Source organism: Pseudomonas sp. AC211, from assembly GCF_979258055.1.
Genome location: NZ_OZ409830.1, coordinates 4,072,984 through 4,089,207 on the forward strand (window position 1 = coordinate 4,072,984; position 16,224 = coordinate 4,089,207).

The window sequence follows — 16,224 nt, forward strand, 5'->3', positions numbered from 1 at the left end:
TCACTGCGGTTAGCCGTTAAACACGTCTTCAACCGAAGTCAGCGGGTAGTGCTTCGGATATGGCAGCGTTGCCACACCGCTTTCAATCGCAGCCTTGGCCACAGCATCAGCAACAACCGTGATCAAGCGCGCGTCCATCGGCTTTGGAATGATGTACTGGCGACCGAACGACAGCTCAACGCCACCGTACGCATCACATACTTCCTTGGGCACCGGCAGTTTGGCCAACTCGCGCAAGGCAACCGCGGCAGCGATTTTCATCTCTTCGTTAATGCGGGTCGCACGAACGTCGAGTGCGCCACGGAAAATGAACGGGAAGCCCAACACGTTGTTCACCTGGTTCGGGTAATCCGAACGACCGGTCGCCATGATCACGTCGTCACGGGTGGCGTGCGCCAGCTCCGGCGAGATCTCAGGGTCAGGATTGGAGCAGGCGAACACGATAGGGTCCGCCGCCATGCGCTTCAGGTTTTCGGCAGTCAGCAGATTGGCGCCCGACAAGCCCACGAACACATCTGCACCGTCCAACGCGTCCGACAGCGAGCGTTTCGGGGTTTCGTGAGCGAACACTGCTTTGTACTGGTTCAGGTCGTCGCGACCGGCGTGAATCACACCTTTGCGGTCGACCATAAAGATGTTTTCGATCTTGGCGCCCATGCTGACCAGCAGCTTCATGCACGAAATGGCGGCAGCGCCAGCGCCCAGGCAAACGATCTTGGCATCGGACAGGGTTTTGCCAACAATTTCCAACGCATTGAGCATGCCGGCAGCCGTTACGATCGCGGTGCCGTGCTGGTCATCGTGGAAAACCGGAATGTCGCATTGCTCAATCAACGCGCGTTCAATTTCAAAGCACTCAGGTGCTTTGATGTCTTCGAGGTTGATACCACCGAAGGTGATGGAGATGCGCTTAACGGTATCGATGAAGGCTTGCGGGCTTTCCGAATCGACTTCGATATCGAACACGTCGATGCCGGCGAAACGCTTGAACAACACACCCTTACCTTCCATTACTGGCTTGGATGCCAGCGGGCCGAGGTCGCCCAGACCGAGGATGGCGGTGCCATCGGAAATTACTGCAACCAAGTTGCCTTTGCCGGTGTACTTGTAGGCCAGCTCCGGGTCACGGGCAATTTCCCGTACCGGCTCGGCCACACCCGGGCTGTACGCCAAAGAAAGGTCACGTGCGGTAGAAGTGGGCTTGGTCAGCTCGACACTCAGCTTTCCCGGACGTGGATGGGCGTGGTACTCAAGAGCGGCAGTTTTCAGATCAGACATGGTGGCATTTCCGCATTTTTATGCTGTTAATCAGACAAGGCAGCGAGGATACGCAAGATGCAGAACCCGAACAAGACTGATCAGTCACGTCTGTCAAGCGCTCTAACGTACGACTTTAAGCCAATCCCCAGGACGGGGCTCGCCACTTGGGTATAGATGATTGAGTAGGCGCAGACGGGACTCGGCGTCACCGGGCAGCGTACTGCCCTGAGCTAGCTTGGTCATGGTTTGCGCGCTTGTGGCACGCACCAGTTGCAGCCGGAGAGGTTGCGCTAGCTTACGCTCGTCCGCCCTAAGAGGTCGAAAACTATTGATCACTTTTAGGAAATTTTCGTCTTCGGTTTGCAACGAGGCCGGCGCTTTAACGCTCGCAATAAAGACGTACGCCGAGTCGCCTTTGTAGATGACAGCCACACGCTTGGCCGGTCGCCCCGGAATAATTGCGGTGTGCCCCTGCAACCCGGCTTGCTGCAACTCGCGCTCCTCGGCGAGGCTTCCCGAAACTTTCGAACGGATGAACTGCTGGGGCGTTTGCCCCGGCTTGGTCTTCTCCAACACCACGGCAATAAACGCGTCCTGCTCGGGAGTGGTGGCAATTACCGCATCGGGGCGATTGATCAACTGCCAGCGCTGCGGCGCGCTGAACGTGAAATCCAGTTCTGCATGGTAGAACTGCTGGCCGCGACGAATGCCGGTTGATTCAGAATCGCCGTAGGGCAGCCCATCGAGGTGCTGCATGAAGACGTCGCGCCCCACCTCTTGCTGGCCGGACGCCAACGCGCGGGCCGGACCGACCACTTGTTGAAGGCGCTGGTCATTGCCGGGATGGGTATCAAACACGCCGTGGTAGCTCGACGTTGGCTCCGCTTTCCCGGCTTTTCTGGCCTCGTCGCGGGCGTAGTCGTCCTGGCTTTTCAACACCTCAACCACCTCGATCATCGCCTGCGGGTCATAGCCGGCGCGGGCAAGGTATTGCGCGCCGAGCCCGTCGGCCTGTAGCTCCATATCACGCCCGTAGCCGCGCACGAACGCCGAACCCAACGCGCTGGTGACATCTGCCGCCGCGCCCACGCCTGTGCCTATCGCCACCGCCTGGCCGAGAATGCCCCAGGCTTGCGACTGGCTTTGCTGCTGCACGCTGTGGCGCGCCGTGACATGACCAACCTCATGGCCGAGCACCGCCGCCAGTTCAGCCTCAGAACTCAGGTACGCCAGCAAGCCGCGATGGATGTAGATGTAGCCGCCGGGCAACGCGAACGCATTGATGTCTGAACTATCGATCACGGTGAAGTGGTACGTCAGGTTGCTGCGGTGGCTGTGCTTGGCCACGCGCTCACCCACTTGCTGAACGTAAGCCTGCAATTTCTCGTCGGGGTAACGCGGGTATTGCTTAGCAATTTCCTGGCTATAGCTTTGGCCGAGCTCAAGCTCTTGGCGCTCGCTCATCATCACGAAATTGCTCTCGCCGGTAGCCGGATTCTGCGCGCAGCCCTGCAGCAACATGAGCAGCGTCAGCAGGCCAAACAACCGCATTCTCATGGCAGAACCTCCAACATTCCCGGATGGGTCAGGGGCAACATCCAGCGCGCCTGGCCTGACTGCTGATTACCACGGCGCGCACGATCAATGACCCAGCCTCGCACTTCAACCCGTCGCCCTTGCAATGAGCGTAGCGTTTTTAGCTCGAACGTCGGGAGCGCCTTTTCGGCGACATGGACGACCAGCGGGCCATCCATTTGCAACCAGATTCCGCCTCGATTCTGCTCAACCTTGACGACCTTGCCGTGAATCAAGGCGAAGCCGCTGGCGCTGAGCTGCTCTGCGGTAAGCATCAGCGATTGCTGCCAAACCCCAAGTCGTGCGGAACGGGCCTGACGCTCTGCCGCTTGCTGGCACGCGAGTAACGCCACATTCGGCGCAATCGCGACCTGCAAGCCCAGCCCTTCCGCTAGCAGCTGCGCTTCGATGTTTTGCCCGCGGGCGTTGTAAACATGGGCGAGCGTGCGACCGTAACGGTCTTTCGCTTGCTGTCCGACCTGCACAGCCACGCGTCCAGAATTTTCCGAAACCAACGCCTGAAGCCGCCGCTTGGCCTGCTCGGCAAATGGCTCAGCGGGGCGGCGATTGTGGGCAACTTCCGGCGCATTAATGCCGATCAGACGCACGCTGCGTCCGTCGGCCAAACGCAGCGTGTCGCCATCGACCACTCTCTGCACCGCGACGATGGGCAATCCCTCAGGCGCCGAGCAAAACGCAGCAACGGGGGATAGATAAATCGCAGAAACGAAAAAGGCGCCCACAAGGGACGCCTTTTTCAACAACATCGAAAAGCCCATCAGGCCCTCCGAAGCAACAAGACCAATTAGGCCTTGGAGCCGAACACACCGAAACGCTGCTTGAAGCGATCAACACGGCCGCCAACATCCAGCACTTTCTGCTTGCCGGTGTAGAACGGGTGGCACTCGTTGCACACGTCCAGGCTCAGCGGCTTGGCCAGGGTGGAGCGAGTTTCGATCACGTTACCGCAGCTGCAGGTAGCGGTTACGGCTTCGTATACTGGATGGATATCAGCTTTCATGGTGTATTCCTCAGGTCTATCGCGCCGCCACCCAACACTATTGTCGAGTACCGCACGGAATTAGGCCGCGCATCTTATCAGAGTGCGGCGCTGACGCAAGACCGATCGTCAGCCATGTGCATGCTAAGATCGCGCCTCGTTTTTCAGGACATAACCGCGTGCCCGCCGTCATTTTGCGCCTCGCCCTGCCCTCTCCCCTGCGTCGCCTGTTCGACTATCTGCCGCCCAATGGCGTGTCAGGCAGCGACTTGCAGCCGGGCATGCGGCTGCGAGTGCCGTTTGGAAAACGGGAAATAATCGGCATCTTGGTCGAGCTCAGCGACCACAGCGATGTGCCGGCCGACAAGCTCAAGCCCGCCATCGCGCTCATCGATGCGCAGTCGCCCGTGCCGCCCGCGTTCTTCAAGCTGTGCCTGTGGACCGCTCAGTATTACCAGCACAGCCTTGGCGACACCTTTAGCTGGGCACTGCCCACATTGTTGCGCCAAGGCGAACCGGCCGAAGCGCGGCAGGAACGCTTTTGGCAGGTCACCGAAGGAGCGTCCCAGGACGACCCGCGCCTCGCCCGCGCCCCGCGCCAGCGCGACGCCCTGAAAATCATCGCGCAGCATCCCCATGGTGTAGCGCATCGGTTGCTCAGTCAGCTGCAGCTCAACAAAGACAGCCTCGAGCTCCTGCGCGAGAAAGGCCTTGTGACCGTTGAGGCTCGCCGCCATGCCGCCGTCGAGCGCCACGGCAATTGGCTTGCCCAACCCGAACTGCCGCTCAATCCGGAACAGCGCGCCGCCACCGAGGCCATCCGCAGCGGTTTCGATACCTTCAATGCGTTTTTGCTGGCGGGCGTAACCGGCAGTGGCAAAACCGAAGTGTATTTGCAACTGATCCGAGAAACGCTCGAGGCCGGCAAGCAGGCGCTGGTGCTGATTCCTGAAATCAACCTGGGCCCACAGACCCTGGCGCGCTTCGAGCGTCGCTTCAATGCGCGCATCGCCTTGCTGCACTCGGCCGTCAACGACCGCGAGCGCCTGGACGCCTGGCTCGCCGCGCGCGACGGTGAGGCGGACATCATTATCGGTACGCGCTCCGCGCTGTTCACGCCGATGAAAAAACCAGGCCTGATCATCATTGATGAAGAGCACGACGCCTCTTATAAGCAGCAGGAGGGCTTGCGTTACCACGCGCGCGACCTGGCGCTGGTGCGAGCCCGACAGGAAAACATTCCGATTGTGCTGGGCTCGGCTACGCCTTCCTCGAAAGTTTGCAAAACGCCCACGCCGGCCGCTATGGCCTGCTGCGACTGAACCAGCGCGCCGGCGGCGCTCAGCAACCGCGTTTCTTGCGCCTGGATATAAAAAGCCGGCCGCTCGATAGCGGCATCTCCGGCCCCATGCAGCAAGCCATCGGTCAAACCCTGGCGGCAGGCCAACAGGTGCTGGTGTTCCTCAACCGTCGCGGTTTTGCCCCTACGTTGTTGTGCCACGACTGTGGCTGGCTGTCGGAATGCCCCCGCTGCGATGCGCGCATGACGGTGCATCAGCGCTCGCGCGAACTGCGTTGCCACCACTGCGGCCACGTCGAGCGTCAGCCCAGCAATTGCCCGAAGTGTGCACAAGTGGATCTGCGCCCGGTCGGCGCCGGTACCGAGCGCGCTGAAGATCGCCTCGCTACCTTGTTCCCCGATGTGCCGGTGCTGCGCGTCGACCGCGAAAGCACCTCGCGCAAAGACGCCATGCAGAACCTGTTTAACACCATTAATAAAGGCGAGCCGTGCATCCTCATCGGCACGCAGATGCTGGCCAAGGGGCACCACTTCCCGAGGGTCACGCTGGTTTCCATTCTGGATGCCGACGGCGGCCTGTTCTCCGCCGACTTCCGCGCCAGCGAGCGCATGGCGCAGTTGATTGTGCAGGTGGCTGGCCGCGCCGGCCGGGCGGAAGAGCCCGGCAAAGTGATTATCCAAACCCATCTCGCCGATCACCCACTGCTGGTGCAACTGACCGAGCAAGGTTATTTCGCCTTTGCCGAGCAAGCCCTGAGCGAGCGCCGCGCGGCGGGCCTGCCGCCGTTCTGTCATCTGGCATTGCTGCGCGCCGAAGCACACAAACCCGGCCAAGCCGAGGGTTTCCTGGACGAGGCCTGTACCGAAGCAGAACACCTGTTGGGTGAGCTGACCCTCACCTGTATCGAACTGCTCGGCCCGGTGCCGGCTCCCATGGAACGTCGTGCCGGCCGCTACCGTGCTCAATTGCTGGTGCAAGCCAACGCCCGTGCGCCGCTGCACAAGCTGCTCAACTACTGGCTGACGGCGCTGGAAAAAATGCCCAGCGGCCGAGCCGTTCGGTGGTCGCTGGACGTTGATCCGATCGATCTGTTTTAGCCAGGCGTAAGCAAAACCGGCGGTTCGATGCGTTTTTCGTACACCCTGTCAGTCCCCATCGCAGGCCCACCGATGACCGGTGCGGTTGGCAATGCCGTCATCGCCACGGATAATGGCCCATTTTCCACCCGCTTCCCGGCGCCCTGGCGCCCCGATGGCCGCACGAGCAGACCATGAAAGACACCATTCGCCAGCTGATCCAGCAAGCCCTCACCCGCCTCGTCAGCGACGGCGTACTGCCCGAAGGCCTGACGCCAGTGATCCAGGTCGAGAACACCAAAGACAAAAGCCACGGCGATTTCGCCAGCAACATCGCCATGATGTTGGCGAAACCGGCTGCCATGAAGCCGCGCGACCTGGCTGAAAAAATCATCGCTGCACTGCCCGCCGACCCGCAAATCCGCAAGGTCGAAATCGCCGGCCCCGGCTTCCTGAATTTCTACCAAGACACCCAGGCCCTCGCCGAACGCCTTGAGCTGGCCCTGGCCGATGCCAAACTTGCGGTGCGCAAAGGCAGTCCTGCCCAGCGCGTGGTGGTCGACTTGTCATCGCCCAACCTGGCGAAAGAAATGCACGTCGGCCACCTGCGCTCCACCATCATTGGCGACGGCGTGTCGCGGGTGCTGGAGTTCCTTGGCGACACCGTCATTCGCCAAAACCATGTGGGCGATTGGGGCACCCAGTTCGGCATGCTGCTGGCCTACCTGCAGGAAAATCCGGCGACCAGCGAAACAGAATTGTCAGACCTCGAGGGATTTTATCGCGCGGCCAAGCAGCGCTTCGATGAATCCCCAGAATTCGCTGACCGCGCCCGTGAGCTCGTGGTACAGCTGCAAGCCGGTGAACCGGAGTGCATGCGCCTGTGGCACAGCTTTAACGCCATCTCCCTGGCTCATTGCCAGAAAGCCTACGACCGCCTCAACGTGAAACTCACCCCCGCCGACGTAAAAGGCGAGAGCGCCTATAACGGCGACCTGGCCAACGTAGTAGCCGACTTGAAAAGCGCCGGCCTGCTGGTCGAAAGCAACGGCGCACAATGCGTGTTCCTTGATGAGTTCAAAAACGCCGAAGGCAACCCGCTGCCGGTGATCGTGCAAAAGGCTGGCGGTGGTTACCTCTATGCCACCACAGACCTGGCCGCCATGCGCTACCGCAGCCAGGTGTTGAAGGCTGATCGCGTGCTGTATTTCGTCGACCAGCGCCAGGCGCTGCATTTCCAGCAGGTATTCGAAGTGGCGCGCCGCGCCGGCTTCGTGCATCCCGGCATGCAACTTGAGCACATGGGTTTTGGCACCATGAACGGCGCCGATGGCAAACCGTTCAAAACCCGCGATGGCGGCACCGTCAAGCTGATCGACCTGCTCGACGAAGCGCAGGAGCGGGCCTATACGCTGGTTAAAGAAAAGAACCCGGACGTTAGCGAAGACGAATTGCGCACCATTGCCCGTGTAGTGGGCATCGGCTCGGTGAAATATGCCGACCTGAGCAAACACCGCACCAGCGACTACAGCTTCAACTTCGAACAGATGCTCAGTTTTGAAGGCAATACGGCGCCTTACTTGCTGTACGCCTACACCCGCGTGGCGAGCGTTTTCCGCAAGCTCGGCAAGGGCTACGACGAAGTGGAAGGCCAGATCCGTCTGGACGCCGCACAAGAGCAAGACCTTGCCGCCAAGCTCGCGCAGTTCGCTGAAGTGTTGAGCAACGTGGCCGAGAAAGGTACGCCGCATACCTTGTGCACCTACCTCTACGAGCTCGCCGGCCTGTTCTCCAGTTTCTATGAACACTGCCCAATTCTTGCTGCCGAAGACCCGGCTACCCAACAAAGCCGCCTGCGCCTGGCGGCCCTAACGGGTCGCACCCTCAAGCAGGGTCTGGAACTGCTGGGCCTGGAAACTCTGGAGCGTATGTAAGTTGGCGGCTAAGAAAAACCTGCACCCAAGCGCGGCGCAAGCCGCTATCAAGCGCCTGCAAAACGTCCCGTGCCGGGCTGGATCTGGCTGGCGTGCGGCTTGGCCATCGGCGCATTCATTGTGCTGTTGATGAAGCTTGAACCGGGGCGCAAAGAAATCCAGCGCGACAAGCCGGACGACAAAAACACCAAAACCACCGTGGTGCCGAAAACGCCGGCGAACCCCAACACGCAGACGCCCAGCGGTCCGGTCAAGCCCAAGTACGATTTCTATACCTTGCTGCCCGAGTCGGAAGTCATCGTGCCCCCGGAAGCTGTGCCGGAAAAAACGCCGCCGCCTGCCACGCCGGCCGAGCTGGCCAAAGCCGACGCCGCGCGCGCGGAAGCAGCACTCAAGGGTGAAACCCCACCGCCGTTGCCCACTGCAGTGAAAGCGGCCGTGACGCAGTATTTCTTGCAGGCCGGTTCCTTCCGCAAGCAAGACGACGCCGACAAAGTGCGCGCGCAGATCATTCTGCTGGGGCAGGACGTTCAGGTGGAGTCGGGCATGGTGCGCGAAGAGACCTGGTACCGCGTGCTGGTGGGTCCGTTTAGCAACCGTGAGCAACTCACGGCCGCGCAGAAGAAGCTGGCCGGCAGCGGCTTCAGCAACTTGCTGCTGCAACAGCGACAAGGACGTTAAGCCACCACGCGCCGCAAAGTTGCCCCAATGCCATTGGGCAGCTTCCTACATAGGCGCCATACCCCCGAGCGGCATAGTCGATGCCGCTCGGGCCAAGCGTGAAAAAGCTACGCCACCGCCCTATTCGCCCGAGCGTCCTCTCCTATGAAAAGGTCGCTTCGTATGCATAAGTCATCCCCTCCTTCGCCTTTACGTCATCTGCCACTTCTAGCTGCGATGAGTCTGGCCGGGCTTACGGCTCAGCAGGTATCGGCCCACGGTTATGTGGAACAACCTAAATCGCGTGCCGTTCTGTGCACCGCCTCGGCCGGCAACCTGAACAGCAACTGCGGCAACGTGGCATACGAACCTCAAAGCCTGGAGTACGGCCCCTCGGTCAACCATCACTTCAACGGCGCTTACTGTGCCGGCGACTTCACTCAGTGCGGCCCGGCCAACGAAACCATCGCCGCTGCTGGCATGGCGGCGTTCGGTCAGTTGAACGAGCAATCCGCTACGCGCTGGGCAAAGAACCCGATCAAGCCCGGCCCGAACACCTTCAAATGGCACTACACCGCAGGCCACGCCACCTCGTACTACCAGTTCTACATCACCAAGAAAGACTGGAATCCCAACCAACCGCTGACGCGTGACTCATTCGAACTGACGCCGCTGCTGCATGAAGACGCCTACGGTGCGCGCCCCGCAAACGGCGACAGCAGCGACCATACGGTGAATATTCCGAACGACCACAGTGGCTACCACGTCATCTTGGCCACGTGGAAAATTGCCGACACCGCCGCCACGTTCTACCAAGTCATCGACGTCAACATCAGCGGTACCGGCGCCAGCGCTCCAGGTACAGCCACACCGCCAGTAACCATACCGGCCGCTGCCTGGAGAAATATCGGCACCGTGCAGCCGCAAGCCCTGCAAGTGGGCGACACAGTAAAAACCCGCGTGTTCACTGCCCAAGGCGAACAAGCCGACCGCCAAACCTCGCTGACCATCGAAACGGTCGATCAGGCCCAAGCCAACATCTGGCCGTTCCTGCTGGCGCAAAAGGTGGCGAAAGCTAACGCCGGTTACTTGATGGGCGAGCTCAACACGCGCAACGAAGTGGTGCCTAACTACGGGCAAAACAGCGTGTACAGCAAGGCCGACAGCGATGTCGTGCGGGTCGAAATCCAGAAGATTCAAGGCGCACCCATCACCGCGGGTAGCCTCGAGCTAAACGGCCTGCAAGACACCTACCGGGTCGAAGGCGGCAAAGCACAGCTGCATTTCAACGCTCTCACCCAAGGCGGCGCGTACACCGTCAGCGCCACTATCTTCAACGCCGCAGGGGAAAGCGTGGCGTATCAACAGAGCGCTGCGGGCGTGACCTCGCCACACCTGATGTTCACCTTGGATAACCCGGCGGGCGGCAGCTACGACCTGGTGGTGGTGGCGAAGCCGGAACAAGGCGAGCCGCTGCAGAAAACTCACCGCTTCACCATCGACGCGCCAAGCGTCAGCGCCCATGACTACGTGTTCCCCAATGGCCTGAAGAGCTACAAGGCCGGCACCACAGTGTTGGGCCGCGACGGCGACACTTACGTCTGCAAGCCGTTCCCCTACAGCGGCTACTGCGTGCAGTGGAGCACCAGCGCAACCCAATACGAGCCGGGCACCGGTTCGCACTGGCAGATGGCCTGGACCCGCGACTGACCTGACGAGTCACTAGCGTTCGGTTGAAACAGCGAGGCGCTTGCCTCGCTGTTTCTTAAGCGTCGCCACCCTGACACACACTGACGTAAACGTTGATCCCACCCCATTGCCCGGCAGCGGTTGAAATGCCCGGCACCCTCCCCCATATGAGTTTCCACTAGGGCACTTTCGCCCCCAGCGTGGAGACTTTCCCCTTGACCACCATCGTTTCAGTTCGTCGCCACGGCAAAGTCGTTATGGGCGGCGACGGCCAGGTTTCTCTCGGCAACACCGTGATGAAAGGCAATGCGAAAAAAGTCCGTCGCCTGTACCACGGCCAGGTAATTGCCGGTTTCGCCGGCGCCACCGCCGACGCCTTCACCCTGTTCGAGCGCTTCGAAGGGCAACTGGAAAAACACCAGGGTCACCTGGTTCGTGCGGCCGTCGAGTTGGCCAAAGAATGGCGTACCGACCGCTCCCTCAGCCGCCTGGAAGCCATGCTCGCTGTGGCGAACAAAGACGCCTCGTTGATCATCACCGGCAACGGTGACGTCGTTGAACCCGAAGACGGCCTGATTGCCATGGGTTCCGGCGGGCCTTACGCCCAGGCCGCCGCCCGCGCGCTGCTGATGCACAGTGAACTCAGTGCCCGCGAAGTGGCCGAAACTGCATTGGGTATCGCCGGCGATATCTGCGTGTTCACCAATCACAATCTGACTATCGAGGAGCTGGACCTCGCTGTCTGAGGCCCGACCATTCCATGCCCATGACGCCCCGCGAAATTGTTCACGAACTGAGCCGTCACATCATCGGCCAGGACGAAGCCAAGCGTGCCGTAGCCATCGCGCTGCGCAACCGCTGGCGCCGCATGCAACTGCCTGCCGAATTGCGTGCTGAAGTAACGCCCAAGAATATTCTGATGATCGGCCCGACCGGCGTCGGCAAAACCGAGATCGCCCGCCGCCTGGCCAAACTGGCCAACGCGCCATTTCTGAAAGTGGAAGCGACCAAATTCACCGAAGTCGGCTACGTCGGTCGTGACGTGGAATCGATCATCCGTGACCTCGCAGACGCGGCAATCAAAATGCTCCGCGAGCAGGAGATGGTCAAAGTCCGTCACCGCGCGGAAGACGCCGCCGAGGAACGCATCCTTGATGCGTTGCTGCCGCCGGCCCGCGTTGGTTTTAACGAAGACCAGACCCCGAGCAACGATTCCAACACCCGCCAGCTGTTCCGCAAGCGTTTGCGTGAAGGACAACTGGACGACAAAGACATCGAGATCGAAGTGGCCGACGCGCCAGGCGGCGTGGAAATCATGGCCCCGCCCGGCATGGAAGAAATGACCAACCAGCTGCAAAGCCTGTTCTCCAATATGGGCAAGGGCAAAAAGAAAGCCCGCAAGCTCAAGGTGAAAGAGGCACTCAAGCTGGTGCGCGACGAAGAAGCGGCGCGCCTGGTCAACGAAGAGGAATTGAAAGCTCAGGCGCTGGAAGCCGTCGAACAGCACGGCATCGTGTTTATCGATGAAATCGACAAAGTGGCCAAGCGCGGCAATGTCGGCGGTGCCGATGTGTCCCGCGAAGGTGTGCAGCGCGACTTGCTGCCGCTGATCGAAGGCTGCACGGTGAACACCAAACTGGGCATGGTCAAAACCGACCACATCTTGTTCATCGCCTCGGGTGCGTTCCACCTGAGTAAGCCAAGCGATTTGGTGCCGGAGCTACAAGGCCGCTTGCCAATTCGCGTTGAGTTGAAGGCCCTGACGCCGAATGACTTCGAGCGCATTCTCACCGAGCCGCACGCCTCGCTCACCGAGCAATACCGCGAGCTGCTACTGACCGAAGGCCTGACCATCAACTTCGCCCCGGACGGTATCAAGCGTCTGGCCGAAATCGCCTGGCAGGTAAACGAGAAGACCGAAAACATCGGCGCGCGTCGCTTGCACACGCTGCTTGAGCGTTTGCTGGAAGAGGTGTCGTTCAGCGCGGGTGACCTGGCTAGCAGCCAGGACGGCAACGCCATCAGCATCGACGCCGAGTACGTCAACAGCCACCTCGGCGAGTTGGCGCAAGACGAAGATCTGTCGCGCTATATTCTCTAACGCGGTCTTCTTTTTGTAGGAGCCAGCTTGCTGGCGAACCCTGAAAACCTCGTTTCCAGGGTTCGCCAGCAAGCTGGCTCCTACGATTCAACATCCTGTTTTCCAAGCGAGCAGCACCATGCGTATTCCCACCGCCATCGAGCTGCACAAGGCCTCAAAAACCCTCACGCTGAAATACGGCGACCACGAAACCTACACCCTGCCCGCCGAATTTCTGCGCGTGCATTCGCCCTCGGCCGAGGTGCAGGGCCATGGCAAACCGATTCTGCAGGTTGGCAAATTAGGCGTCGGCTTAAGCCGTATCGAACCGGCTGGGCAGTACGCACTAAAGTTGTGCTTCGACGACGGGCATGACAGCGGATTGTTCACCTGGGACTACCTGGAGCAACTGGCGCAACGTCAGGAAGAACTTTGGGCTGATTATCTTCAAGAGCTCGCACGCGCTGGAAAGTCGCGTGACCCGGCGGTGTCCGTGGTCAAGCTGATGCTCTAATCCGACCCTTCCGACAGGTTAGGGCGAACTTTCTAAACCCCCTCGGCATACTCCCCTACGCGCTTGGCCAAGTGACTGGCCTGCTTGCGCAAACGCTGAAACTCGGGTAACCAATTACCTGGCAGGTTCCGTGCATTTGACTGTGTCAGATGCAATGAATGAAGCGGAGCTAGCTCCGCCCCCGGTAACCCGAGCAGTACTAGGCGCTAACGCCCTGTGTCCGTGCACAGCAGCATGCCGGTATCAGCCTCAGGACAATGGAGCGTCGTTGATGAGCAACAAAAATAATGAAGACCTGCAACGCCAGGCCTCGGACAACACCCTAGGGCTCAATCCTGTCATTGGCCTGCGCGGCAAAGACATTCTCGCTTCTGCCCGCATGATCCTCGCACAGGCTTACAAACAACCGCTGCACAGTGCCAAGCACATCGCCCACCTGGGCATCGAATTGAAAAACGTCCTGCTCGGCAGCTCTGAACTGGACGCCGACGCCGGCGACAAACGTTTCGCCGATCCTGCCTGGAGTCAAAACCCTCTGTACAAGCGCTACCTGCAAAGCTACCTGGCCTGGCGCAAAGAACTGCACAGCTGGGTCGAGCACAGCAACTTGTCAGAGACCGACATCAGCCGGGGCCACTTCGTGATCAATCTGCTCACCGAAGCCATGGCGCCCAGCAACAGCATGGCCAACCCGGCCGCGCTCAAACGCTTCTTCGAAACCGGCGGCAAGAGTTTGCTAGACGGCCTCGGCCACCTGGCCAAAGACTTGGTCAACAACGGCGGCATGCCGAGCCAGGTCAACATGGACGCCTTCGAGGTCGGCAAAAACCTGGCCCTCAGCGAAGGCTCAGTGGTGTTTCGCAACAACCTGCTGGAGCTGATCCAGTACAAGCCCACCACCGAGCAGGTGCACGAACGTCCGCTGCTGGTGGTGCCGCCGCAAATCAACAAGTTCTATGTATTCGACCTGTCGCAGGAAAAAAGCCTGGCGCGCTTCTGCCTGCGCAACGGCGTGCAGACGTTTATCGTCAGCTGGCGCAACCCGACCAAGGCTCAGCGTGAATGGGGCCTGTCGACCTATATCGAAGCGCTGAAAGAAGCCATCGAGGTCATCCTTTCGATCACCGGCGCCAAAGACGTCAACATGCTCGGCGCCTGCTCCGGCGGCATTACCACTGCCGCCCTGCTCGGCCACTATCAGGCCATTGGGGAGAAGAAGGTCAATGCCCTGACCCTGTTGGTCAGCGTGCTCGACACCAAACTCGACACCCAGGTGGCGCTGTTCGTTAACGAACAAACCCTGGAAGCCGCCAAGCGTCGCTCGTATCAAGCCGGCGTGCTGGAAGGCAGCGACATGGCCAAGGTGTTCGCCTGGATGCGCCCCAACGACCTGATCTGGAATTACTGGGTCAACAACTACCTGCTCGGCAACGAACCACCGGTGTTCGACATTCTGTATTGGAACAACGACACCACGCGCTTGCCGGCCGCCTTCCACGGCGACCTGATCGAACTGTTCAAAACCAACCCGCTGACCCGCGCCGACGCGCTGGAAGTGTGCGGCACGCCCATCGACCTGAAGAAAGTCACCGCGGACATCTTCAGTCTCGCCGGCACCAACGACCACATCACGCCGTGGGAAGCCTGCTACCGCTCGGCGCGCCTGTTTGGCGGCAAGATCGAATTTGTGCTGTCCAACAGCGGCCATATCCAAAGCATTCTCAACCCGCCGGGCAACCCGAAAGCGCGCTTCTCCACCAGCGAAGGCGACCTGCCGGACTGCCCCAAAGCCTGGCAAGAAGACGCCACCAAGCACACCGATTCCTGGTGGCTGCACTGGCAGAAATGGCTGGCCGATCGCTCCGGCAAACTGAAAAAGGCGCCGCTGGTTCTGGGCAACAAACAGTACACGCCAGGCGAAGCATCGCCCGGCACGTATGTTCACGAGCGGTAAGGGCGAGCGTTGTTTGCAATACGCGCGGCCGATGCTCGAACGGCTGAGCGGTTTTACCAACCGATTGACTGCATACACTGCCCGCGGCACCCGGATGTGCCGCCCACTGCTGACGTGCTACGCGCCTGCAGTGGACACGAAGCCAGCACGGATGCCGGTTTCGTTATTCTGGACAGGCGCGCGGGACGGCGCCGCCAGAGCTTCGTAGGGTCACCCATAGGGCTAGCGCATGCCGTTACCATTTGTTTTCCGCACCATCGATCTCGATGGGCAAACCATTCGCACGGCGGTCCGACCGGGTAAGCCGCACCTGACGCCGTTGCTGATCTTCAATGGCATCGGCGCCAACCTCGAATTGGTGTTTCCCTTCGTTGCCGCCCTGGACCCTGACCTCGAAGTCATCGCCTTCGACGTACCGGGCGTAGGCGGTTCGTCGACGCCCAATCGGCCTTACCGCTTTCCTGGCTTGGCCAAACTGGCGGCGCGCATGCTCGACTACCTGGACATCGGTCAGGTCAACGCCATCGGCGTGTCGTGGGGCGGCGCGCTGGCCCAGCAGTTCGCTCATGACTACCCCGAGCGCTGCAAAAAACTGGTGTTGGCCGCCACCTCGGCCGGCGCCGTGATGGTGCCGGGCAAGCCGAAGGTGCTGTGGCGCATGGCCAGTCCGCGTCGCTACGTGCAGCCGTCTTACGGCGTGCAGATTGCCCCCGATATTTACGGCGGCGCCTTCCGCCGCGACCCTAATCTGGCCATGGCCCATGCCAGCAAAGTGCGCTCTTCCGGCAAGCTTGGTTACTACTGGCAATTGTTCGCCGGCATGGGTTGGACCAGCGTGCACTGGCTGCACAAAATCACCCAACCGACCCTGGTGCTAGCGGGCGATGACGACCCGTTGATCCCCCTGATCAACATGCGTCTGCTAGCCTGGAGAATTCCGAATTCGGAACTGCATGTGATCGACGACGGCCACCTCTTCCTCATTACCCGGGCAGAAGCGGTCGCGCCGATCATCATGAAATTCTTACAAGAGGAACGCCAACGTGCGGTGATGCACCCACAGCCGACACCTTCGCCGGCTCGCGATCACTGACCCATAACAACAAGCAGCCCAGCGGTGCGCACTGAATCAGTTCGAGCAGTGCGCGCCTGACCCAATAGGGCGCTGGGCGCCCCACCTG

At 60.5% G+C, this 16,224-nt stretch carries 12 protein-coding genes and 1 pseudogene; 9 read left to right on the forward strand and 4 right to left on the reverse strand.

The features are described 5' to 3' along the window. Positions 1-9: 9 nt before the first annotated feature. The 4 genes from ACZZZP_RS19290 to rpmE all read right to left on the reverse strand — a co-directional run bounded on the left by ACZZZP_RS19290 (position 10) and on the right by rpmE (position 3,856). Positions 10-1,278, reverse strand: a complete 1,269-nt coding sequence (locus ACZZZP_RS19290; protein WP_122494513.1) for a malic enzyme-like NAD(P)-binding protein — start codon at positions 1,276-1,278, stop codon at positions 10-12. 102 nt (positions 1,279-1,380) lie between these two features. Further along, positions 1,381-2,811, reverse strand: a complete 1,431-nt coding sequence (locus ACZZZP_RS19295) for a M48 family metalloprotease (RefSeq protein ID WP_463384753.1) — start codon at positions 2,809-2,811, stop codon at positions 1,381-1,383. A 2-nt stretch (positions 2,812-2,813) separates the two neighbouring features. Next, positions 2,814-3,614: a thermonuclease family protein gene (locus ACZZZP_RS19300; protein WP_463383785.1), complete on the reverse strand. Its 801-nt coding sequence runs from the start codon at positions 3,612-3,614 to the stop codon at positions 2,814-2,816. Positions 3,615-3,640: 26 nt separating this feature from the next. After that, positions 3,641-3,856 (reverse strand): 50S ribosomal protein L31, encoded by a 216-nt coding sequence (gene rpmE, locus ACZZZP_RS19305; RefSeq protein ID WP_122452315.1) that lies wholly within the window; start codon positions 3,854-3,856, stop codon positions 3,641-3,643. 158 nt (positions 3,857-4,014) lie between these two features. Here rpmE and ACZZZP_RS19310 point away from each other — a divergent pair. From ACZZZP_RS19310 to phaZ, 9 genes and pseudogenes are all read left to right on the forward strand, one after another. Next, positions 4,015-6,233 (forward strand): annotated as a pseudogene (locus ACZZZP_RS19310) (primosomal protein N'). A gap of 173 nt (positions 6,234-6,406) precedes the next feature. Beyond that, positions 6,407-8,146, forward strand: a complete 1,740-nt coding sequence (gene argS, locus ACZZZP_RS19315; protein ID WP_463383787.1) for an arginine--tRNA ligase — start codon at positions 6,407-6,409, stop codon at positions 8,144-8,146. Between the two features lie 69 nt (positions 8,147-8,215). Then, the gene (locus ACZZZP_RS19320; protein ID WP_463383788.1) at positions 8,216-8,827 is read left to right on the forward strand and encodes an SPOR domain-containing protein; all 612 of its coding nucleotides are present in this window, start codon (positions 8,216-8,218) and stop codon (positions 8,825-8,827) included. A 162-nt stretch (positions 8,828-8,989) separates the two neighbouring features. Further along, positions 8,990-10,516, forward strand: coding sequence for an N-acetylglucosamine-binding protein GbpA (gbpA, locus tag ACZZZP_RS19325; RefSeq protein ID WP_463383789.1), 1,527 nt, complete (start codon positions 8,990-8,992; stop codon positions 10,514-10,516). A gap of 194 nt (positions 10,517-10,710) precedes the next feature. Beyond that, positions 10,711-11,241 carry an ATP-dependent protease subunit HslV gene (gene hslV / locus ACZZZP_RS19330; protein WP_122494527.1) on the forward strand — a complete coding sequence of 177 codons (531 nt, stop codon included), beginning with the start codon at positions 10,711-10,713 and terminating at the stop codon, positions 11,239-11,241. A gap of 14 nt (positions 11,242-11,255) precedes the next feature. Next, positions 11,256-12,596, forward strand: coding sequence for an ATP-dependent protease ATPase subunit HslU (gene hslU, locus ACZZZP_RS19335; RefSeq protein ID WP_122494529.1), 1,341 nt, complete (start codon positions 11,256-11,258; stop codon positions 12,594-12,596). Positions 12,597-12,714: 118 nt separating this feature from the next. After that, positions 12,715-13,089: a gamma-butyrobetaine hydroxylase family protein gene (locus tag ACZZZP_RS19340; protein ID WP_122494531.1), complete on the forward strand. Its 375-nt coding sequence runs from the start codon at positions 12,715-12,717 to the stop codon at positions 13,087-13,089. A 271-nt stretch (positions 13,090-13,360) separates the two neighbouring features. Next, positions 13,361-15,043, forward strand: coding sequence for a class II poly(R)-hydroxyalkanoic acid synthase (gene phaC, locus ACZZZP_RS19345; protein WP_463383790.1), 1,683 nt, complete (start codon positions 13,361-13,363; stop codon positions 15,041-15,043). A 229-nt stretch (positions 15,044-15,272) separates the two neighbouring features. Continuing rightward, a complete protein-coding gene (gene phaZ, locus ACZZZP_RS19350) occupies positions 15,273-16,136 on the forward strand; it encodes a poly(3-hydroxyalkanoate) depolymerase (protein WP_122494535.1) in 864 nt (287 codons plus the stop codon). The last annotated feature ends 88 nt before the right edge of the window (positions 16,137-16,224 follow it).